Origin of the sequence: Marivirga sp. (assembly GCF_035704835.1) — a bacterium.
Lineage (GTDB): Bacteria > Bacteroidota > Bacteroidia > Cytophagales > Cyclobacteriaceae > Marivirga.
In genome coordinates, this window is sequence record NZ_DASSWQ010000009.1 from 50,472 (window position 1) to 71,106 (window position 20,635).

19 protein-coding genes are annotated in these 20,635 nt (G+C 35.0%); 13 read left to right on the forward strand and 6 right to left on the reverse strand.

Annotated features, from left to right (window positions below):
• Positions 1-72 precede the first annotated feature (72 nt).
• Positions 73-483: a GxxExxY protein gene (locus tag VFM92_RS01335; protein WP_325120391.1), complete on the forward strand. Its 411-nt coding sequence runs from the start codon at positions 73-75 to the stop codon at positions 481-483.
• 123 nt (positions 484-606) lie between these two features.
• On the opposite strand, the gene mnmD is transcribed toward VFM92_RS01335, so the two are convergent.
• The 3 genes from mnmD to VFM92_RS01350 are packed head-to-tail and all read right to left on the reverse strand — an operon-like array spanning position 607 to position 3,028.
• Positions 607-1,287, reverse strand: a complete 681-nt coding sequence (mnmD, locus tag VFM92_RS01340; protein WP_325120392.1) for a tRNA (5-methylaminomethyl-2-thiouridine)(34)-methyltransferase MnmD — start codon at positions 1,285-1,287, stop codon at positions 607-609.
• A 5-nt stretch (positions 1,288-1,292) separates the two neighbouring features.
• Complete coding sequence (gene ispF, locus VFM92_RS01345) at positions 1,293-1,793, reverse strand: 2-C-methyl-D-erythritol 2,4-cyclodiphosphate synthase (RefSeq protein WP_325120393.1); 501 nt, start codon at positions 1,791-1,793, stop codon at positions 1,293-1,295.
• A complete protein-coding gene (locus VFM92_RS01350) occupies positions 1,790-3,028 on the reverse strand; it encodes a pitrilysin family protein (RefSeq protein WP_325120394.1) in 1,239 nt (412 codons plus the stop codon). The genes ispF and VFM92_RS01350 overlap by 4 nt, the downstream gene beginning before the upstream one ends.
• A 170-nt stretch (positions 3,029-3,198) precedes the next feature.
• On the opposite strand from VFM92_RS01350, the gene VFM92_RS01355 reads away from it, so the two are divergent.
• The 3 genes from VFM92_RS01355 to ytxJ all read left to right on the forward strand — a co-directional run bounded on the left by VFM92_RS01355 (position 3,199) and on the right by ytxJ (position 7,048).
• The gene (locus VFM92_RS01355; protein ID WP_325120395.1) at positions 3,199-5,178 is read left to right on the forward strand and encodes a dehydrogenase E1 component subunit alpha/beta; all 1,980 of its coding nucleotides are present in this window, start codon (positions 3,199-3,201) and stop codon (positions 5,176-5,178) included.
• A gap of 75 nt (positions 5,179-5,253) precedes the next feature.
• Positions 5,254-6,690, forward strand: a complete 1,437-nt coding sequence (locus tag VFM92_RS01360; protein ID WP_325120396.1) for a hypothetical protein — start codon at positions 5,254-5,256, stop codon at positions 6,688-6,690.
• Positions 6,691-6,706: 16 nt separating this feature from the next.
• Complete coding sequence (gene ytxJ / locus VFM92_RS01365) at positions 6,707-7,048, forward strand: bacillithiol system redox-active protein YtxJ (RefSeq protein ID WP_325120397.1); 342 nt, start codon at positions 6,707-6,709, stop codon at positions 7,046-7,048.
• On the opposite strand, the gene VFM92_RS01370 is transcribed toward ytxJ, so the two are convergent.
• Positions 7,049-7,453: an OsmC family protein gene (locus VFM92_RS01370; protein WP_325120398.1), complete on the reverse strand. Its 405-nt coding sequence runs from the start codon at positions 7,451-7,453 to the stop codon at positions 7,049-7,051.
• Between the two features lie 64 nt (positions 7,454-7,517).
• On the opposite strand from VFM92_RS01370, the gene VFM92_RS01375 reads away from it, so the two are divergent.
• From VFM92_RS01375 to VFM92_RS01415, 9 genes are all read left to right on the forward strand, one after another.
• Positions 7,518-8,240: a hypothetical protein gene (locus VFM92_RS01375; protein ID WP_325120399.1), complete on the forward strand. Its 723-nt coding sequence runs from the start codon at positions 7,518-7,520 to the stop codon at positions 8,238-8,240.
• A 25-nt stretch (positions 8,241-8,265) separates the two neighbouring features.
• The gene (gene lipA / locus VFM92_RS01380; protein WP_325120400.1) at positions 8,266-9,153 is read left to right on the forward strand and encodes a lipoyl synthase; all 888 of its coding nucleotides are present in this window, start codon (positions 8,266-8,268) and stop codon (positions 9,151-9,153) included.
• Positions 9,154-9,297: 144 nt separating this feature from the next.
• Entirely contained in the window at positions 9,298-10,815 is a 1,518-nt protein-coding gene (locus VFM92_RS01385; protein ID WP_325120401.1) for a bifunctional GNAT family N-acetyltransferase/carbon-nitrogen hydrolase family protein, read from the forward strand.
• 4 nt (positions 10,816-10,819) lie between these two features.
• Positions 10,820-11,080 (forward strand): hypothetical protein, encoded by a 261-nt coding sequence (locus VFM92_RS01390; protein ID WP_325120402.1) that lies wholly within the window; start codon positions 10,820-10,822, stop codon positions 11,078-11,080.
• Position 11,081: 1 nt separating this feature from the next.
• Positions 11,082-12,098: a GntG family PLP-dependent aldolase gene (locus VFM92_RS01395; protein WP_325120403.1), complete on the forward strand. Its 1,017-nt coding sequence runs from the start codon at positions 11,082-11,084 to the stop codon at positions 12,096-12,098.
• Positions 12,099-12,124: 26 nt separating this feature from the next.
• On the forward strand, positions 12,125-12,655 hold the full coding sequence (locus VFM92_RS01400; RefSeq protein WP_325120404.1) for an adenine phosphoribosyltransferase: 531 nt from the start codon (positions 12,125-12,127) through the stop codon (positions 12,653-12,655).
• A 234-nt stretch (positions 12,656-12,889) separates the two neighbouring features.
• Entirely contained in the window at positions 12,890-13,873 is a 984-nt protein-coding gene (locus VFM92_RS01405) for a MoxR family ATPase (RefSeq protein ID WP_325120405.1), read from the forward strand.
• 180 nt (positions 13,874-14,053) lie between these two features.
• Positions 14,054-15,235: a hypothetical protein gene (locus VFM92_RS01410; protein WP_325120406.1), complete on the forward strand. Its 1,182-nt coding sequence runs from the start codon at positions 14,054-14,056 to the stop codon at positions 15,233-15,235.
• 145 nt (positions 15,236-15,380) lie between these two features.
• Positions 15,381-18,317, forward strand: a complete 2,937-nt coding sequence (locus tag VFM92_RS01415; RefSeq protein ID WP_325120407.1) for a TonB-dependent receptor — start codon at positions 15,381-15,383, stop codon at positions 18,315-18,317.
• A 448-nt stretch (positions 18,318-18,765) separates the two neighbouring features.
• Here the strand turns inward: VFM92_RS01415 and VFM92_RS01420 are convergent, their stop codons facing one another.
• Both VFM92_RS01420 and VFM92_RS01425 read right to left on the reverse strand, forming a co-directional pair.
• Positions 18,766-19,644 (reverse strand): ATP-binding protein, encoded by an 879-nt coding sequence (locus tag VFM92_RS01420; protein ID WP_325120408.1) that lies wholly within the window; start codon positions 19,642-19,644, stop codon positions 18,766-18,768.
• Positions 19,645-19,805: 161 nt separating this feature from the next.
• Positions 19,806-20,603 carry a (Fe-S)-binding protein gene (locus tag VFM92_RS01425; protein WP_325120409.1) on the reverse strand — a complete coding sequence of 266 codons (798 nt, stop codon included), beginning with the start codon at positions 20,601-20,603 and terminating at the stop codon, positions 19,806-19,808.
• Positions 20,604-20,635 lie beyond the last annotated feature (32 nt).

Genomic DNA, 20,635 nt, shown 5'->3' on the forward strand with positions numbered 1-20,635 from the left:
TAAGTATTGCTAAAAAGCATTAAAAATCTTAAGATTGTTTCACAGAAAAAATTCAACCAAACCCAAATGCAAATGAATATAAGTAAAACCTATCTTAATGAACTAACCTATAAAATAAATGGCGCTGCAATTGAAGTTCATAAAGAATTAGGTCCTGGTTTACTAGAAAGTGTATATCAACAATGTTTAGCACATGAACTTAATAACCGAAATATTGAGTTTCAAACCGAAAAAATGACTCCAATTAAATTTAAGGGATTGGACTTAATTACAAATTTAAGATGTGATTTAATAGTTGAAAATTCCATATGCATTGAATTGAAAGCCGTTAAAGACCTATTACCAGTACATGAGGCTCAATTATTGAGCTATATGAAGCTATTAAAAATACCAAAAGGTATTCTTTATAATTTTAATGTATATAATCTGTACAGCGAAGGACAAAAAACCTTTGTAAATGAGCACTTTGCCAATTTGATTTAAAAATAATCTTGATTATTTTCCTTTTGTTTTCTTTTGTTACTTTGTGGTTAAAAATTAATGTCGAAGACATTATAGAATAAAGTTCCGTAGTTAGGTAAAGCTCAAAAATTTTAGAAGAATCCTCTAATTCACCACTCCCCTCACCATTTCTTTCTTTCCTGGAGGGCCAGGTAAAGTTTCTACTTCAAAGCCTACAGATTTTAAGTCTCTTTTTAATTGCCCTTTAGCGCTGTAGGTTGTAAAAACCCCTCCTTCTCTCAATAAAGAGAAACATTTCTGCAATAAATCTGATGTCCACAATTCTGCTTGCTTGTTTGGAGCAAAGGCATCAAAAAATAGCACATCAAATCTATCTTCAGATTGGAAATCCTCCAGTTTGTTTTGAATTTTATGAATAGAGAAATAAGAATTGATTTCAACAATTTCATTCCATTCGCTAGTGTGTATTTGCTCAAAAACACTTTTTAAATCTTCCTGACCTATTAATTGGGCATAATTTAATTGATCAATAATTTCCATATCTAATGGAAAAGGCTCTAAAGTGGTGAAATTGATTTTCACTTCATTTTCCATGGCAAACTGAGCGGCTAAAAGGGCGTTCAATCCTGTTCCAAAACCTACTTCAAAAATATTGACTTGCTTGGGCAAACCTGATTTGGTTCTCCAAAATCGTAAACCTTTTTCAATAAAAACATGAACTGACTCCTGCAAAGCACCATGAAAAGAGTGATAAGTTTCCTTTAATCCTTCATGATAAAGTGAATGAGAACCGTCTTCAGTAGTTATAATTTTGATACTATCCATGATTGTTAATCTAAATCATTACGATGCTCCACCTTATAAATCAATGCAACAGCATGCGCATCTATACCTTCTTCCCTACCCACAAATCCTAATTTCTCTGTGGTGGTTGCTTTTAAAGATAAATCATCCTCGCTTATCTTCATCACCTTAGATAAAACTGTTACCATCTCAGGAATCAAAGGGTTGATTTTTGGTTTTTGCAAACCTACTGTCACATCTAAATTTCCAATTTCATATCCTTTTTTGCGAATTAAAGCCACTGTTCTTTCCAAGAGGATTTTACTGTCTATTCCTTTATATTGTGGGTCTTGGTCGGAAAAATGAAAACCAATATCTCTCAAATTAGCAGCACCCAATAAAGCATCACAAATCACATGGATTAAAACATCGGCATCAGAATGTCCTACTCCGCCTTTATGATAATCCAGTTTTATTCCGCCTAACCAGAATTCTTCACCTTCTGCCAGGCGATGCACATCATAACCATATCCTATTCTGAAATTCATTTCTTTGCTTTATAATAAATGGTGGAACAATTTTGGTCTCTTAAAATTTCATTTGAAGCTTCATGAATATCTTTTCTACTAACTGCTTTGATTAAATCTATTTCTTCATTTACCAAATTAGGATTTCCCATTGCAGCACCGAAAGCGATGGACATTGCACGATTCAAAATATCAACTTCACCATAAACTGTAGTAGAAATGGCCTGATTCTTAACCTTTTCTAATTCTATATTGGCTACTTCTTCCGCTTGTAATTCTTTAATGATTTGCTGAACAGCTTTATCCGCATTTTCTAAACTAATACCTGATGAAACCTGACCACTTATAACCAATAATCCAGGGTCAACTGAACCTGTAACGTATGCAGCTAGGCTAGAAAAAAAACCAGTTTCCTTCACTAATTTCTTATATAATCTACTGGATTTACCTCTTCCTAAAATATCACTCATCAAGTCCGTTGCGTAATATTTCTCATCCGTTTTAGCTGGCATATGGTAGGCTTTATACAAGGCATCAACTGGTACATCCGCTTCAATTTCCAAAAACTTAGCCTTTTCTTGCTTTGGCTCAACAGGCAGTTTTCTCTCCCGCTTTTCACCTGATGGGATTTCACCAAACCATTTTTCAGCTAAATCCTTTATTTGCTCTGTTTCTACATTTCCTGCCACTACTAAATAAGCATTATTAGGTCTATAGTGTGTAAAGAAAAAATCCTTTACATCATCCATCGTTGCATTCTCGATGTGTGAAATTTCTTTTCCAATGGTCGCCCATAGATAAGGATGTTTTTCATAAGTCAGCGGCCTCATTTTCAACCATAAATCCCCGTAAGGTTGGTTTAGATAACGCTGCTTAAATTCTTCTATCACTACACTTCTTTGAACTTCCAATACTTTTGGGTCAAAAGAAAGCGATAACATTCGGTCAGATTCCAACCAAAAAGCTGTTTCAATATTTTGCGCTGGAAGTGTGACATAATAATTAGTGACATCAGTACTTGTAAAGGCGTTATTCTCCCCGCCAACTTTTTGAAGCGGCTCGTCATAATTTGGGATATTTTTTGACCCTCCAAACATCAAATGCTCAAACAAATGAGCGAAACCTGTTTTATCGGGTTTCTCATCTCTTGAGCCCACATCATATAGTAGGTTAACAACGGCTAAAGGTGTATTTTTGTCTTCGTGAACATATACATTCAGACCATTATCAAGCGTAAAAGAATTGAACTTTATCATAAGCTATTGTGTGAATCAAAAATAAAAAATATAATGGCTTTTGCAGATTAGACCATTACTTTAAATTTGTTGGATAAAAGTTTCCAACTTTTTAAGGAAACCCAAAGATATAATTAGTAATTTAAAAACTAAACTTAAACCTTTAAAGCCTTTCTACAAGGTATTTTTTCATGCAATTCGATAGAAAAAAATTATCCAACAATAAGCTGATTAACCTTTACAAGCAAATTTTGTTGCCCCGACTCATAGAAGAAAAAATGTTGATTTTACTTCGACAAAACAAAATCAGCAAATGGTTTTCAGGAATCGGACAAGAGGCAATCTCTGTTGGTTCTGCAGCAGCTCTGGAAAAAGATGAATATATATTGCCGATGCATAGAAATCTCGGTGTTTTCACAACAAGGGAAATTCCATTGAATAGATTATTCTCGCAATTTCAAGGGAAAATGCAGGGCTTTACAAAAGGAAGAGACCGCTCTTTTCACTTTGGAACTAATGAATTTCATATTGTTGGAATGATATCACACCTCGGCCCGCAATTAGGAGTGGCTGATGGCATTGCCTTAGCCGATAAATTAAGTGGGGCGAACAAAGCCACCCTAGTTTTTAGTGGGGATGGAGGAAGTTCGGAAGGAGATTTTCATGAAGCATTAAATGTGGCTGCTGTTTGGGATTTGCCAGTAATTTTTATGATTGAAAATAATGGTTACGGACTTTCTACACCTAGTAATGAGCAGTTTAAATTCAAAAACTTCATTGACAAAGGCCCTGGTTATGGAATGGAAGCCATAAAAGTAGATGGTAATAATATTTTGGAAGTTTACCACGCGGTAGATACTGCGGCTAAAAAAATCCGTAAAAATCCTAAGCCTATCTTAATTGAGGCCATGACTTTCAGAATGAGGGGGCATGAGGAAGCTTCAGGGACAAAATATGTTCCGCAGGAGTTGTTTGATAAGTGGGCTAAAAAAGACCCTGTAGATAATTACGAGCAATATTTATTAAAAGAAAAAATCATTTCTCAAGATGAGATAGATGAATTAAGAGCTACTATAAAATCAAACATTAATAAAGGCTTAAAACTTGCGGGTGAAGATATTTATCCTGAAGTGAGTACAGAACAGCAAGTTGCTGATTTGTTTTTGCCTAACAACTCAAAACCTATTGCTCCAAAATCTGAAAAGAAAAGCAGCAAAAGATATGTGGATGCCATTTCTGATGGTTTAAAACAGTCATTTGAGAAATATCCTGAGTTAGTAATCATGGGACAGGATGTTGCTGATTATGGAGGTGTTTTTAAAATCACGGAAGGATTTGTCGACCAATTCGGGAAAGATAGAATCAGAAATACACCGCTTTGTGAATCAGCCATCATTGGAATTGGCTTAGGAATGAGCATCAAAAAGCAAAAATCAGTAATCGAAATGCAGTTTGCTGATTTTGTGACTTGTGGATTTAATCAAATCGTAAATAATCTGGCGAAATCTCATTATCGCTGGGGGCAAAATGCTGATGTGGTAGTCCGAATGCCAACTGGCGCAGGGGTAGCAGCTGGGCCATTTCACTCTCAATCTAATGAAGCCTGGTTTTTCCACACGCCTGGTTTGAAAATAGTTTTCCCTTCGAATCCTTATGAAGCAAAAGGATTACTTACGGCAGCCATAGAAGACCCAAATCCGGTGATGTATTTTGAGCATAAAGCACTTTACCGTTCCTTAACAGATGAAATTCCAGATGATTATTATACTGTTGAGATAGGGAAAGCTAAAATCCTCAATGAAGGTTCAGACATCACAATTGTTACTTACGGTATGGGCGTGCATTGGGCAAAGGAAGCAATGAATGATTTATCTGATTTATCTGTTGAGTTGATTGATTTAAGAACTTTATTGCCTTGGGATAAGGAAACCGTTGAAAAGAGTGTTTTGAAAACTGGAAAAGTCTTGATTTGCAATGAAGACTGCCTGACAGGAAGCATTAGCGGTGAAATAGCAGCATGGATTAGTGAAAATTGTTTTGAAGCTTTGGATGCACCTATATTAAGAGAAGGAAGTTTGGACACTCCCGTTCCGTTTAATGCAGATTTAGAACAAAACTTTTTACCGAAGGAAAGAATTAAAGTAAAGCTTAAAAAACTAGCTGAATACTGAAAATCAGACTTAGAACATATAGAAAATTCTTATTCTGGAAAATTGGCAGTAAATTGAAAGTTTAGAAATTAAAATTTGATAAAGAAATCACCATATCAATTCTTTGGATTAGCGATTGCTATTTTTTTAGCGAGCTTCATCTTTATGCCAGCAACTTCCTATGGACAAGAAACTGGAGGTAAAAAGCTAGAAGTTTCTGAAAAAAACAGTCCATCCAAAATGGACAATAAAAAAATCAGGACTTCTAAAAGAAGAAGAGCAAAGGGCAATCCTAATAAAGGAACGAATAAAGTAATCGTAATTAACCCTTTTAAGTGGGATTGGGATAAAGTGATGTGGTTCAAGGCAAGAAAAAGCGATTATGAAACTTACGATTATAATCCAGATAAAAGACCCAAAAGAAAAACTTACGACAATAAACCAAATTACAAATCAGCTGATAGAGAGGCTATTACTAATCCATCGGAATTACAAACTCCTTTAATTCCATATGACAGTCGAATAGCAGACAAAGGTCCTGTATTACTGAAGAAATCAAATCCAAAAAAGGGTGAGGGAAGCAAGGTTGGGGGTAAAAAACTTTTCAGTGAGAGAAAAGATAAAGACAGAAAAGCATTCGATAATGATAAGCTAGAAACTGCTTCTAAGCCTGATTTGGAGCCGAAAATGAGTGATAGTAAGATCATGTTTAACAAGCAAAAAGATGATTATGCCAAAATGAACAATGATAAGCTAAGAATTTCAGAGAGACCTGATTACAAGTCGAATAAAACCGATGGTGATAAGTTACTAATAATTGATGCTGCTGATAAAAAACCAAATCCTTACAATAATGATAAGCTGCTGATATCCGAGCCAGCCAATAGGGAACGTAAACCTTATGATGATGATAAATTAATGACAATAAACATCAAGGATAAAAACATAAAGCCATATGATGATGATAAGTTAATGAATGCTCGACCGGCTAATTATGTAAGAAAACCTTTTGATAAGGACAAATTGATGATTGCACAGCCAGCCAACCGTGAGAGAAAGCCTTATGATAATAGCAAACTTATGACGGCAACTCCTGCTAATCCTGAGCGAAAACCTTTCGATAACAGTAAATTAATGACTTCCACCATATTCAAGCCTAGCAAACAAGACTTACATGATGATAGATTATTAACAGTTCTTGAAAAGAAAAATCCAACTGATGAAATGAAGCAAAACAGTAAGGATATCTCAAATTTAGAAGGTGATTATAAAAGACACTTCTATATAAGTAGCGAATCTCATCCTGGCACAAAAATATTGGCTGCAGAAAACACTAAAGTCCCTTTTCTGGCAAGAACTTTTCAGTCCGTGGCCTCGTTTTTTACAAATATTTGGACAGATAATACACAGCCAAATTATGTGACACGCAAAAAACCTAAAGAAAAGCGAGACAAAAACGAAGGTCAAATTTGGGATAATTCTGTTCATCCTAATGAATGGAAAAAAGAAAAAGCGGAATCAGGAGAACAATAAAAAATTACTAGAACTTATGAAGTGGAATAAATTAGATAACATAGATACTTTAGATAAAATTTCAACAGAATCTAAAGAGCAGTCTGTCATAATATTTAAGCATAGCACAAGCTGTTCAATTAGTGCTATGGCCTTAAATAGGCTCGAAAGAAGTTGGAACGAAGGCGAAATGAGTGAGGTTAAACCTTATTACCTCGATTTAATTTCATATCGAAACATTTCAAATGCTATAGCGGAAAAATTTGGCGTTACGCATCAATCTCCTCAAGTATTATTAATAAAAAATGGAGAATGCGTTTATGATGATTCCCATATGGGAATAAATTATCAAAATTTAAAGACTGAAATAGGTTTATAATTACAGTAAATTGAAATTTATTACTTGTTCAATATCAGGATGTAAACTTTTAGCAACGGGACAGTTAAGTGCGATATTCTTTAATTTTTGAATATCAACATTTGATAAATCATTTTTCCACTTAACATCGATTGTAATTTTACTAATCCTGCGCGGGTTTGATTCCATCATTTTTTCTAAATCACAACTTATTTCACCTAAATCTAACTTATTTTGGTCAGCGTAAATACCCATTACAGTAAGCATACAACTAGCTAATGAAGTCGCAGCTAAATCTGTAGGAGAAAAATAGGCTCCTTGACCATTATTATCAACAGGAGCATCAGTAATTAAGGAATTTCCCGAACGATTGTGGGTCGCATTTGTTCTTAGTGGATGAATATATTTTATTGATGACGTAGCCATAAACTATGTGATTTGTTTATCGTTTGATTTAAAAAAATTAAATTTGTAGAATTATTTACTGTAAATGAAAAAACTGCTTATCTTTTTTTTTCTAACAATCATTGTTTTAGCTGAAGCCAAAAGCCAGCAAGACGATCCGTTTGAATATGGCCAAGAATTTCTATTTGGTGCTACCAAAGCAACTAACGGTGGTCTAATCTCTGGAGGATTCTTTAGATATAGTGCTAAAAAAACGGATAAATTATTTCAAACATTTGGTATAGAAATAGCCAATGTTCGTCACCCACAGGAAAGAAGAGCTCCAAGTCCAACATTTTTTAGCAATTCCACTTTTTATGAAGGAAAAGAAAATTATTTAATAAGCACCAGACTTTTGTATGGATATGACGCTTTATTATTTAAGAAAGCAGAACAAAAAGGAGTGCAAATTAATGGAGTTTTAACTGCTGGACCAACCTTCGGTCTTGTGTCTCCTTATTTTCTCAGAAGTGAGGGAGGAGAATTAGTGACATTTTCACAAATATTTAATGGGACTGCACCAGTGTCCATCACTGGACCAGCTGGATATTTTTCAGGACTAAGCAACATGGAAATCGTTATGGGTGCGCATATTAGGGCTTCTTTATTATTTGAATTCGGTACTTTCAAAAGTAAAGTAACAGGTTTTGAAGTAGGCTTTTTAGGAGAGATTTTTACCAGAAGAATAGAAATTGTGCCTTTAGGTACTAAAAATTATAACTTTTACCCAGCTGCGTTTGTCAGTATATTGTTTGGGTCAAGAAAATAAATTACAAATCGATTAAGAGATTGATATGATAGATTTACCGGTAGTAAGCCAAGAAGAAAAAAAGAAAAATAAAAAACCGGATTGGTTAAGGGTTAAATTACCTGTTGGTAAGGAGTATGCAAACGTTCGCAAAATAGTGGATGAAAATAAATTGCACACCATCTGCGAAAGCGGTAATTGCCCAAATATGGGAGAATGCTGGGGAGCAGGTACTGCCACTTTCATGATTTTAGGTAATGTGTGTACAAGAAGCTGTTCTTTCTGTGCAGTTGCAACAGGTCGTCCACCTGAATATGATGAGCAAGAGCCACAAAGAGTGGCAGAAGCCATAAAAAAAATGGGGGTAAAACATGCTGTTTTGACATCTGTCAATAGAGATGAATTGAAAGATAGAGGTGCTGAAATATGGTATCAGACTGTAGTGAAAACTAAAGAGCTTTCTCCTGAAACTACTATAGAAACATTAATCCCTGATGTTAAAGGAAAATGGGATGCTTTGTATAGAATGATTGAAGCTGGACAAGAAGTGGTTTCGCACAATGTAGAAACAGTTCCTAGCCTTTACAGAAGAGTTAGGCCTCAAGCTAAATATCAAAGAAGTTTAGATCAGATTAAACTTACCAAAGAATTTGGTAAAAGAACCAAAACCGGTATCATGGTAGGTTTAGGCGAAACTCAAGACGAAATGTTTGCTGTTATGGATGATTTAGTAGCACATGGTTGTGATATTTTAACTGTAGGTCAGTATTTACAACCTACTAAAAGACATCATGATGTGATTGAATATGTGCATCCTGAGATATTTGATATGTACAGAGAAGAAGGACTGAAAAGAGGATTGAAATATGTGGAATCAGGACCTTTGGTTCGTTCTTCATATCATGCCGAAAGACACGTAAACGTTCCTATTTAAGGAAAAGAAATATATTTTTAAACCACAGCGTTAAGTGAAATCCACTTATCTTGCTGTGGTTTTTGCTTTTTAAACTTCTTAATTGAATTTTTAAAAGCTTTTACAGTTTTATTACCGGCTTTTTTGAGCCAATTATACTTACTTATGCAAGATAATTATATTGTTACCCTAGAAAATCTCAAATTGAAAGATTATCGAAGTCTGATAAACTCGATGAAAAAAGCCTATGCAGGATGGGATGATTTATGGGAGGTAGATCATATCAAAACATTGATTGATAAATTTCCTGAAGGACAATTATGCGTACTGGTTAATGGACAAGTTGCAGGTTGTGCTTTATCCATAATAGTTGATTATTCAGAATTTGGAGACAACCATACCTATCCACAAATAACAGGTAATGAGTCTTTTGATACTCACAATCCAGATGGAGATGTACTCTATGGAATAGATGTTTTTGTGCATCCGGACTTTAGGGGAATGAGAGTGGGCAGAAGAATGTATGATGCTCGTAAAGATTTGGTAGAACAATTAAATCTTCACTCGATTGTTGCAGGTGGTAGACTTCCAGGCTATTCCAAATTTGCTGAGAAGATGACTCCTAAGCAATACATACAGAAAGTGATTGTAAAGGACATCTATGACAAAACATTATCTTTTCAATTGTCAAATGACTTTCACGTAAAGAAAGTATTGAAAGGCTATCTGCCTGGCGATAAACAATCTGCAGAATATGCGGCTTTAATTGAGTGGAACAATATTTATTATGAACCCTCAGAAGAATATGTCCACATCCCAAAAACGGTAATTCGACTTGGCTTGGTACAGTGGCAAATGCGCCCAACTCCTTCATTGAAGGCAATGCAAGAACAAATAGAGTTCTTTATTGATGTAGTTAGTGGTTACCAATGTGATTTCATTTTATTCCCAGAATTATTTAATGCCCCATTAATGGCGGAATTCAACCATTTGGATGAAGCATCAGCCATTAGGGAATTGGCGAAATACACAGAACCACTGAAAGAAATTTTTCAAGAATATGCCATCAATTATAATGTAAACATTATCACCGGAAGTATGCCAGTCATGAGCAGAGGGAAACTTTACAATAAAGGATTCTTGTGTAGAAGAGATGGGACCAGCGAAACCTATGAAAAAATCCATATGACACCTGCTGAAGTCAGTGCTTGGGGTATGAGTGGTGGAAGAAAGATTCAAGCTTTTGATACTGATTGCGGTAAAATTGGCGTTTTAATTTGTTATGATGTGGAATTCCCAGAGATGGGCCGATTGTTAGCAGATGAGGATATGAAATTATTATTCGTTCCTTTTCTAACTGACACACAAAATGGCTACATGAGAGTTCGACTTTGTGCACAAGCCCGTGCTATTGAAAATGAGTGCTATGTTGCCATAGCAGGAAGTGTAGGGAATTTGCCAAAAGTAAATAACATGGATATCCAGTTTGCTCAATCAGGGGTATTTACGCCTTCCGATTTTGCATTCCCTACGAATGGGGTAAAAACGGAAGCCACGCCTAATACGGAGATGACAGTAATTGCAGATGTAGATGTTAATTTGCTAAAAGAATTGCATACTTACGGAAGCGTGCGTAATTTGAAGGATAGAAGAAAAGATTTATATATACTAAAAAAGAAATAGCTTAGTGAAGGTAGAAGAGTTCGTAAGTTTAAGTTTGTTTAAGAAAATAAAGACTTTATACGTGGATGGAGAATTTGTGACTTCCATCCGCTATTATCGCTATAAGGTGAATTTATTTTTATTGAATGACTTTTATGTAGAAGCTTTTTACCACCCCAAAACTGACCGTATTGAAAAAATCGTTCCTTTCGACAGTAACCATACAAGAAAGAAATTTTATACTGACCAAGTGAAATTACCGCATTGGTTCGAAAAAGTATCTTAAAATGATAGACTTAAGAAGTGACACTATAACCCAACCAACGTCTGGAATGAAGCAAGCCATGATGGAAGCTCCGGTTGGGGATGATGTTTTTGGTGAAGACCCAACCATCAATGCTTTGGAAAAAAAAGCAGCTGATTATTTTGGAATGGAATCAGCCATCTTTTGCCCAAGCGGAACCATGACCAACCAAATTGCCATCAGGGTTCATACAGCTCCTCATACCGAAGTCATTTGCGATGCAAAATCTCATATTTATTTATATGAAGGCGGTGGAATTGCTTATAATTCTTTTGCTTCCGTTCGTCTGTTGCATGGTGATAGAGGAAGAATAACCGCTGAAATGGTTAAGGATAATATTAATAATCCTGATGATGTGCATGCGCCCATTTCTACTTTAGTTTCTTTGGAAAACACCATGAATAAAGGCGGTGGATGCGTATATGATTTTAAAGAAATTGAAAAAATCAGTGCCCTATGTAAAGAGAAGGGTTTGAAACTCCATTTGGATGGAGCAAGATTATTCAATGCATTGGTCGCTACTGACGATGACCCAAAAAAATATGGACAGCATTTTGACACCATTTCAATATGTTTATCAAAAGGCTTGGGCTGTCCGGTGGGATCCTTATTGTTAGGAGATAAAGCAACCATCAAAAAAGCCAGAAGGGTAAGAAAAGTATTAGGAGGCGGAATGCGCCAAGCAGGATTTTTGGCAGCGGCAGGGATTTATGCGTTGGACCATCACATAAACCGACTAAAAGAGGACAATGAGAGAGCAAAAACCATTGCCAATGCTTTGGAAGGTTTAAGTTTTGTAGAATCTGTTCTGCCAGTGGAAACTAATATTGTGATTTTCAAATTGACCAATAATGCACTAGCCATTGATTTCGTAGAAAAATTAAAGCAAAAAGGAATTTTGGCAGTTCCATTTGGAAAGCATGATGTCCGATTTGTAACACATCTCGATTTTGATGATGATATGCTTAATGATTTGATTAAAAAATTAAAAGCAATTTAAATCGATTAATACAATATCCTACCGCTATGACATTACCCGAAAAAATTAATGCACAAATAAGAGAAGTTGTAGATTTCCCAAAAGAAGGAATCGTATTTAAAGATATAACTCCAGTTCTTTCCCATCCCAAATTAGTGACTGAAATAGTAGGCTGGTTTGTAGAAAAAGCCAAAAAAGATAATATTGACGTTATAGTGGGAGTAGAATCCAGAGGCTTCCTATTTGGAATGATGATAGCGGAGAAATTAGGAGTTCCATTCGTTCCTGTGAGGAAAGAAGGAAAATTACCAGCTGAAACTATCAAATATTCCTATGATTTAGAATATGGAAGTGCTACTATGGAAATCCATAAGGACTCTATTAAAAAAGATCAAAAAGTAATGATACATGATGATTTGCTGGCAACCGGTGGTACAGCCTTGGCCGCAGCTAAACTAGTGAAAGAATTAGGTGGAAAAGTTGGCAACTTTACCTTTTTAATTGAGTTAGGATTTTTGGAAGGCAAAAAAAAGCTGACCCAGGAAAATGAAGCGGTTTATAGTATCGTTACTTATTAAATAGCAATTTGATATTGATTCCCAAAATCTCTTTCGCCATTTAAAGATGGATTAAGGATGAGGTTAGGTGTTGATATTTTTAAAATTTTAATAATATATTTGAAATTCAAATAGAGCCTATTAGGCATTAAATGAGATACATTGATATTCATTTGATATTTAGTGCCAAATGAAATTTTTGTGTAGTTAATTATTAATATTTATTTTAATAAAAAAGAGATTTATAAAGCAAACATGGAAGAAGCACAGATAGAAAATAAAAGCGCATTGCAACAGAAAGTGAAAGACGTAATGTCTGAAGTGGCTAAAGTGGTAGTTGGGCAAGAGTATATGGTTAACCGTTTACTAATTGGACTTTTCACCAATGGACACGTATTATTGGAAGGTGTACCCGGTTTGGCCAAAACTTTAACGGTTAATACTTTAGCAAATGTTTTGCATTTAGATTTTCAAAGAATTCAGTTTACGCCTGATTTAATGCCATCCGATTTGATCGGAACCATGATTTATAATCAGAAGCAAGGAAATTTTGAAGTTAAGAAAGGACCAATCTTTTCAAATTTAGTATTGGCTGATGAGGTCAACCGTTCTCCTGCCAAAGTGCAATCTGCTCTTTTGGAAGCCATGCAGGAAAAACAAGTGACCATCGGTGAAACTACTTTTCAATTGGATAGACCATTTTTGGTTTTAGCTACTCAAAACCCAGTAGATCAGGAAGGAACCTATCCTCTTCCGGAAGCACAGGTTGACCGTTTTATGCTGAAAGTAACCGTAAGTTATCCTACAAAATCCCAGGAGTTGGAGGTAATGAGAAGAATGTCAAACATGACATTTAAAAAAGATGTGAATACCATCCTGACAAAAGAAGAAATCTTTAGCATAAGAGACCAGGTAAATAAAGTAGAAATTTCTGAATCTTTAGAGCGCTATATTATCGAATTGGTTTACGCCACTCGCTCTCCTTTAGATTATGGATTGAAACAAGAAGCAGAATATATTCAATATGGAGTTTCTCCAAGAGCAAGCATCAATTTAAACCTAGGCGCAAAAGCAATTGCTTATATGGAAGGTAGAGATTATGTATTACCAGAAGATATAAAAGAAATTGCCTATGATGTGATGAATCACAGAATTTTACTCAACTATGAAGCAGAAGCAGATGGGGTAACTACCAAGGACATTATTGAGAAAATTTTAAAACAAATACCAATCGGATAAATAGTAGAAAATTAAAGACACTATGAAAAGCGTTCCGGTTGGGACGCTTTTTTAGTTTAACACAAAATTAATAGAGCGTAAAATTGGTAACAATTTGCTAAAGAGTCTGACAAATTCAGTTAACAATTAAAACCCACCTTTGTCACAAAGAAATTTAAACAAAATTTAAAATTACTTAAGATGAAGAAAATTAATTTATTAACGTTGCTATTTTTAGCATTAGCATTTGGATTCACAGCATGTGATGAAACATCAGTTGATCCTGATGGAAATGAAGGAAACGATAACGGTAACGTAGTCATAACTGACAACATTACTGAAAACACTACTTGGACAAGTGACAATGTTTATCAATTAGGTGGAAGAATTGTTGTTGAGGCAGGTGCAGAATTAACAATTGAAGCAGGTACAATTATTAAGGGTGAAGCAGGTTCACAAGCAAATGCTTCGGCATTAATCATAGCAAGAGACGGGAAATTATTTGCAAACGGAACTGCTGATGAGCCAATCATCTTCACTTCAGTAGCTGATGAAATTCAGCCAGGTCAAATCGCTTCTCCAAACTTAGACCCAACTCAAAATGGTTTATGGGGTGGTGTTATCATCTTAGGAAATGCTCCTATCTCTGCTTCAGCTGATGAAGTACAAATTGAAGGTATTCCAACTTCTGATCCAAATGGTCTTTATGGTGGAACTGATGCTGCTGACAATTCTGGAGAAATCAGGTACATCTCTATCCGTCATGGCGGAACAAACATTGGAGCAGGTAACGAAATCAACGGCTTAACTTTAGGTGGAGTTGGTTCTGGAACTGTAATTGAAAATGTAGAGGTAGTTGCTAACCAAGATGATGGAATTGAGTGGTTCGGTGGAACTGTAAACGTTACAAATGCAGTCGTTTGGAATGCTGGTGATGACGGAATGGATACTGACCAATCATGGAGCGGAACAATGGATAACTTTTTAGTAGTTACTCCAACTGGTCACTGTTTTGAATTAGATGGTCCAGAAGGTGATGTATTATTAGACGTACAACATACTTTTTCTAATGGAACTGTTATAGCTTCAAATGATGCAAGACAAGCTGATGAGTTAATTAATACTGATGAGAATTCAGGAGTAATATTGGAAAATATATTTATCACTGGAATTGTAGAAGGTCAAATTATCAACAGACCATCAGCAGCAAACATTACTTATACGAATGTTATTTTAGATGTTACTACTGACTTAACAAACTATATCCCAGCAGGAGCTACAGTACCAGCAGGAATCGTTGCTGGAACTAATGCACAAGCTGATGCTTCAGTTTTTGCTAACTGGACTTGGGCTGATGTTGCAGCTGATGTATCAAGTCTATAATAACTCAGATAACATTTGCGTAACATAAGCGCTAATTTATAATAAATCCTTAATCAACAAGGATAGTTTACTAAAGGCACACAAAGTAATTTTGTGTGCCTTTAATATTTACTGGCAATTATAAAAAAAGCATAAAAATATACGCATGTTAAAATTTAAACATCTTTTAGCAGTTTTATTGATTCTTACAACTACCGTAGCATTTGCTCAAAAAGGTAAAATAAGAGGAACAGTAATTGAAGACTCAAATGGAGAGCCAATGATTGGCGCCAATGTGGTTGCCGTTAAAATTTCTTCCGACAATCAAGAAGTTACCGGTGGAAACTTAAATGGAGCCGTTACTGATTTGGATGGTCAATTTACAATTCCAGTTGAGGCCGGAACTTACAATGTTAAAGTTTCCTTCGTAACTTTTCAATCCATCACTATTTCAGGAGTAAAAGTTGAAGCTGGAGAAATCAATATCCTAGGAGAAATTAAACTTCAAGAAGAAAAATCTGAATTACAAGAAGTGGTGGTTACCGCTAGAGCTATCAGAACAACGGAAGCTGCTTTAATGACTGTTAAGAAGAAAGCTCCAGGACTAATTGATGGTATTTCTTCTGCAAAATTCAAATTAATTGGTGATGCTACTGCAGTTGAAGCTGTACAGAGAGTGACAGGAGTTTCAATTGAAGGAGGTAAATATGTTTATGTAAGAGGATTAGGAGACCGCTACACTAAAACTACCTTAAATGGAATGGATGTTCCAGGATTAGATCCTGACCGAAATAGCTTGCAGATGGATATATTTCCTACAAGCTTAATTGACAATATGATAGTAAGAAAGTCATTCACTGCTGATTTACCAGCTGATTTTACTGGCGGAATAGTGAATGTTGAAACTAAAGACTTTCCTGAAGAAAGAATTTTGGACGTATCTTTAGGAATAGGATTTAATCCTTCCATGCACCTCAATCCAGATTATTTAACATACGAAGGTGGAAGTACCGATTTTTTAGGTTTCGATGATGGTACCAGAGCTTTACCGCAAGGGGCAAGAGCTACTCAAGTACCTGGCCCTTTTACTGGTAATACAGAAGAGGCATCTGAATTTATCAGAAGTTTTAATCCTAATTTGGCAGCTCAAACCCAAACAAGCCTAATGGATTACGATTTAGGTTTTTCTATAGGTAATCAATTTGAATTAGGCAGTGCAGAAGATGAGAATAAACCGAAATTAGGGTATATTTTCTCACTTTCATATAAAAACAATACTCGTTTTTATGATGATGTTCAATATGGCGAATACCAAAAATATAAAGACCCTGAAAATACTGACATGCGATATGCCACTACTCAAAGTGGTCAGTTAGGTGAAAATAATGTGTTAATTGGAGCACTTGGTGGGTTAGCCTTAAAATCAAAATACACTAAGTTGAGACTTACAGCAATGCGACTTCAAAATGGGGAAAGCAGAGCAGGTCAATTTAACATTCTAAATAATGGTGCTGCAGTTGGGCAGTCAGGTTATGTTGCTGAGTCTGACAACTTAGAATATACCCAAAGTGCTTTAAATAATATATTACTTAATGGTACACATATATTAAATAATAATGACTGGGAAATCGACTGGAGAGTTTCTCCAACCTTTTCAGCTTTAGAGGATCCAGACATTAGAAAAACAGCTTTTTCTGGAATTGATACTGACAATCCAAGATTTGCAGCTGGTGAAGCTGGTAATCCATCCAGAATATGGAGATCATTAAATGAATTTAATATTAATTCTAAAATTGATATTACGAAAAAATACAGCTTCAATGATGAGGATGCTAAGTTCAAATTTGGAGGAAGTCATACTTATAAAAATAGAGATTATGAAATATTATTCTTTGACGTTCAATTTTTCGAACAACAATCTTGGCCAAATCCTAGTCAAGAGGTAGTCCTAGATGAAGAGAATTTATTTCCAAGTGAAACCAACGGAATATACTACCAATCAGGGAATAATAATCCAAACCCAAATGCTTACAACTCTAATGTAAATAATACCGCATTTTATGTTTCAAATGAAATGTCACCAATCAGAAATTTGAAAACTGTATTAGGTTTAAGAGTTGAAAATTATGTGCAAAGACATACTGGTAGAGACCAAGCATTTGCAAGTGGAAGTTCTAATGGAAGAAACCTTGTAAACGAAAAGGTATTAGATTCATTCGATTTCTTTCCTACTGCCAATTTGATTTATTCATTAACTGATGACCAAAATTTAAGGGCTTCTTACTCTAAAACAATTGCAAGACCTTCTTTTAAAGAGTTAAGTTTTGCTCAGATTTTGGACCCGATTACTAATAGAATTTTCAATGGAAGTTTATTTACTTATGCTGATGATTGGGATGGTAATTTAACGGAAACAAGAATTGACAATATCGATTTAAGATGGGATCTATTTCAGAGAGAAGGACAAATGTTCTCTGTAAGTACTTTCTACAAATATTTTGATAACCCAATAGAATTAGTGAGAATTCCTGCTCAGCAAACCAGTACTGAATTTCAAGCAAGAAATGTTGGAAATGGTCAGTTGATAGGTCTTGAGCTTGAGGCTAGAAAGAAATTAGATTTTATTAGCCCCGTTTTGAGAAATTTTAACATCAGTGGAAACTTAACTATCGTTGAATCAAGAATTCAAATGACCGAACAAGAATTTAACGCTAGAAAAGAATATGAGAAAAACGGTGAAAACATTACTAATTATCGCCAAATGGCTGGTCAAGCTCCATATGTAATCAATGGTGGATTATCTTACAATAACCGTGAATTAGGGTTAAATGCTGGTATGTTTTACAATGTAAAAGGTCCAACATTGGCAATCGTTGGAACTGGACTATATGCTGATGTTTTTGATGTACCTTTTCACAGCTTAAACTTTAGCATTAACAAAACTCTTGGCGAAGATGAAAGAACTACTGTTGATTTCAAGGTATCTAATATTTTGAATGATAGAAGAGAAAGTTTTTATCAGTCATACCAAGCAGACCCAGAAGTATTTACAAGCTTAAATCCTGGAACTGCATTTAGTATTGGAGTGAACTACAAATTTTAAAAATAGGTTGATTTAATTAAAATTGATAAAGCTTTCGGGGAAACTCGGAAGCTTTTTTCATATAAGCACTCGATTACACTTAAAATAGTAGGTGAAAATATTAACCAAAAGCATAGTTAGTTAAGTCACCATTCTTCTTAAATTTAATAAAGTCAATTAAAATTACCTACCTCAAAACTCTTGAATTAATTCACATTCACTTATATTTTTATAAAAACAAGTATCATTAAAAAACTCCAAGAGCTTTCACAATTATTCTAAGTCAAGGAATTATAGCAGTTTGCCGAACAATCACAATCCCTTATTTCTTATATTATTTTTTAGGCAATAAAAAACCCGTAAGAATTTGAATCCTACGGGTTTAATTTAATCGTAATTGATTAATAATGTTGCTATTTAGCCAAACTCGAATCTTCTATAGAAAATTTTAGTGTTTTACTATTCTATATTACTTCTCTAGCTGGTAAGCAACTACTTTATTTTTGAAGAAAGTAGGAACATAAACAATCATTTTTTCAGGATTTAAGCCAATATCAGCAGTTTGTGATTCTTCAGCTTTTGTATCCAATAATAAATGAGCTTTATTTCCTGCAACATGGTAAATCTCACCCTGCCATCTACTAGCAATATAAGTTTCATCATTTAGCATAGTCAATCCATCTCCACCTGTAACAGAGTCATTTACCATTTCAAATTTGTTATTAGATAGGTCGTAAGCTCTTAATCCTTTTGCATCTAACGTCATTAAATGATCACCTTTACTTAACAAGCCATTTATTCCCTCTACACCTTCAGCAACAGTAGATAATTCACCGTTTTCAATTTTGTGAATTAAACCTAAACTCATGTCAGAAATAAAAATTGCGCTTTCTGAAGTAGTAATATCATTTAAGAATTCCGCTTTTTCAGGAGTAAATTCTTTAGCTATCTCCCCTGTTTCTAAGTCTATAGCAACTATCCTATCAATGTCAGTCACGTAAAGATGGCCATCAAAAATGCCCATTCCTTTTGGTGCGTTTAAACCAGTTGCCCATTTCAATTCTTTTACACTTCCATCAAGGTTCAAAATTGAAATAAAACCTGCTCCGTTTTTTTCTTGTGGTTGACCGTTAATGTTTGATACAAACAATCTGCTTCCTTCTCCATCGAATAAAACAGATTCACAAGTAGTCATTACGGTATCGGTCTCCCATAATTTTACCAATTTTGGGTCGGCAGATTGTTCTACCGCTTCAGTTGATTCTGATTCCTCTGAACTCTCTTTTTTTGAGGGCTCGCATGCGAAAATTAGCAATGCAAATCCCAATACGAATACTGTACTTTTCATAGTTATTTTGTGTTGGTTATTTATAAAGATACAAAACTGAAAGCAATAAGAAGTGTTTCAAATATTACTGAAAGACTTGTTAATATTTTATCTAAAAAAGACATCAAAGTGCGTAATACACCATGATGTCTTTGTATTCTATTTTCAATACCACGTACTATCTAAAGCCCTTCATTTTTAGCAATCAATTCTGCCAAGTCAAATACCTTTACATTATGCTCTCTTTCTTTATTTTTGACGCCATCAGTCATCATAGTCATACAAAATGGACAGCCTGCTGCAATTACTTCTGCGCCAGTATCTAATGCTTCCTCTGTTCTTTCGATATTGATTTCTTTATTTCCTTTTTCAGCATCTTTAAACATCTGGGCTCCGCCAGCTCCACAGCATAAACCTTTGGTTTTACATCTTTTCATTTCAACCAATTCGGCATCTAATGCTTTTATTAGGTCTCTTGGTGCTTCATAAACTCCATTTGCCCGTCCTAGGTAGCAAGAATCATGGAAAGTGATTTTTTTTCCTTTAAATTCTCCACCATCCTTTAGGGTCACTTTTCCTTCATTTATTAATCCTTGTAAGAATTGAGAATGATGAACCACATCATAATTACCACCCAATTCTGGATATTCATTTTTCAATGTATTAAAGCAATGTGGGCAAGCAGTTACAATCTTTTTTACATTGTAGCCATCTAATACTTGAATATTACTCATTGCCTGCATTTGAAATAGGAATTCATTTCCAGCCCTTCTGGCGGGATCTCCTGTGCAACTTTCCTCAGGACCCAAAACCGCAAAGTTGATACCTACTTTATTAAGGATTTTTGTGAACGCAATGGTGACGGCTTTGTAGCGGTCATCGAAAGAACCTGCACAACCTACCCAAAATAACACCTCTGGAGATTCTCCTTTGGCACTCATTTCTTGCATGGTTGGGACTTTATATGTTGAATCACTCATAATATCTTGATTTATAATTTAGCGTTTCCTAA

Excerpts from the sequence above, each read along its gene's own strand:
- VFM92_RS01420 (WP_325120408.1), bottom strand. The coding sequence starts at position 19,644 with ATGAAAAGTACAGTATTCGTATTGGGATTTGCATTGCTAATTTTCGCA.
- VFM92_RS01375 (WP_325120399.1), top strand. The coding sequence starts at position 7,518 with ATGAAAAAACTGCTTATCTTTTTTTTTCTAACAATCATTGTTTTAGCT.
- VFM92_RS01425 (WP_325120409.1), bottom strand. The coding sequence starts at position 20,603 with ATGAGTGATTCAACATATAAAGTCCCAACCATGCAAGAAATGAGTGCC.
- VFM92_RS01400 (WP_325120404.1), top strand. The coding sequence starts at position 12,125 with ATGACATTACCCGAAAAAATTAATGCACAAATAAGAGAAGTTGTAGAT.
- VFM92_RS01355 (WP_325120395.1), top strand. The coding sequence starts at position 3,199 with ATGCAATTCGATAGAAAAAAATTATCCAACAATAAGCTGATTAACCTT.
- VFM92_RS01385 (WP_325120401.1), top strand. The coding sequence starts at position 9,298 with ATGCAAGATAATTATATTGTTACCCTAGAAAATCTCAAATTGAAAGAT.
- ytxJ (WP_325120397.1), top strand. The coding sequence starts at position 6,707 with ATGAAGTGGAATAAATTAGATAACATAGATACTTTAGATAAAATTTCA.
- mnmD (WP_325120392.1), bottom strand. The coding sequence starts at position 1,287 with ATGGATAGTATCAAAATTATAACTACTGAAGACGGTTCTCATTCACTT.
- VFM92_RS01370 (WP_325120398.1), bottom strand. The coding sequence starts at position 7,453 with ATGGCTACGTCATCAATAAAATATATTCATCCACTAAGAACAAATGCG.
- VFM92_RS01395 (WP_325120403.1), top strand. The coding sequence starts at position 11,082 with ATGATAGACTTAAGAAGTGACACTATAACCCAACCAACGTCTGGAATG.
- VFM92_RS01335 (WP_325120391.1), top strand. The coding sequence starts at position 73 with ATGAATATAAGTAAAACCTATCTTAATGAACTAACCTATAAAATAAAT.
- VFM92_RS01410 (WP_325120406.1), top strand. The coding sequence starts at position 14,054 with ATGAAGAAAATTAATTTATTAACGTTGCTATTTTTAGCATTAGCATTT.
- VFM92_RS01350 (WP_325120394.1), bottom strand. The coding sequence starts at position 3,028 with ATGATAAAGTTCAATTCTTTTACGCTTGATAATGGTCTGAATGTATAT.
- ispF (WP_325120393.1), bottom strand. The coding sequence starts at position 1,793 with ATGAATTTCAGAATAGGATATGGTTATGATGTGCATCGCCTGGCAGAA.
- VFM92_RS01405 (WP_325120405.1), top strand. The coding sequence starts at position 12,890 with ATGGAAGAAGCACAGATAGAAAATAAAAGCGCATTGCAACAGAAAGTG.
- VFM92_RS01415 (WP_325120407.1), top strand. The coding sequence starts at position 15,381 with ATGTTAAAATTTAAACATCTTTTAGCAGTTTTATTGATTCTTACAACT.
- lipA (WP_325120400.1), top strand. The coding sequence starts at position 8,266 with ATGATAGATTTACCGGTAGTAAGCCAAGAAGAAAAAAAGAAAAATAAA.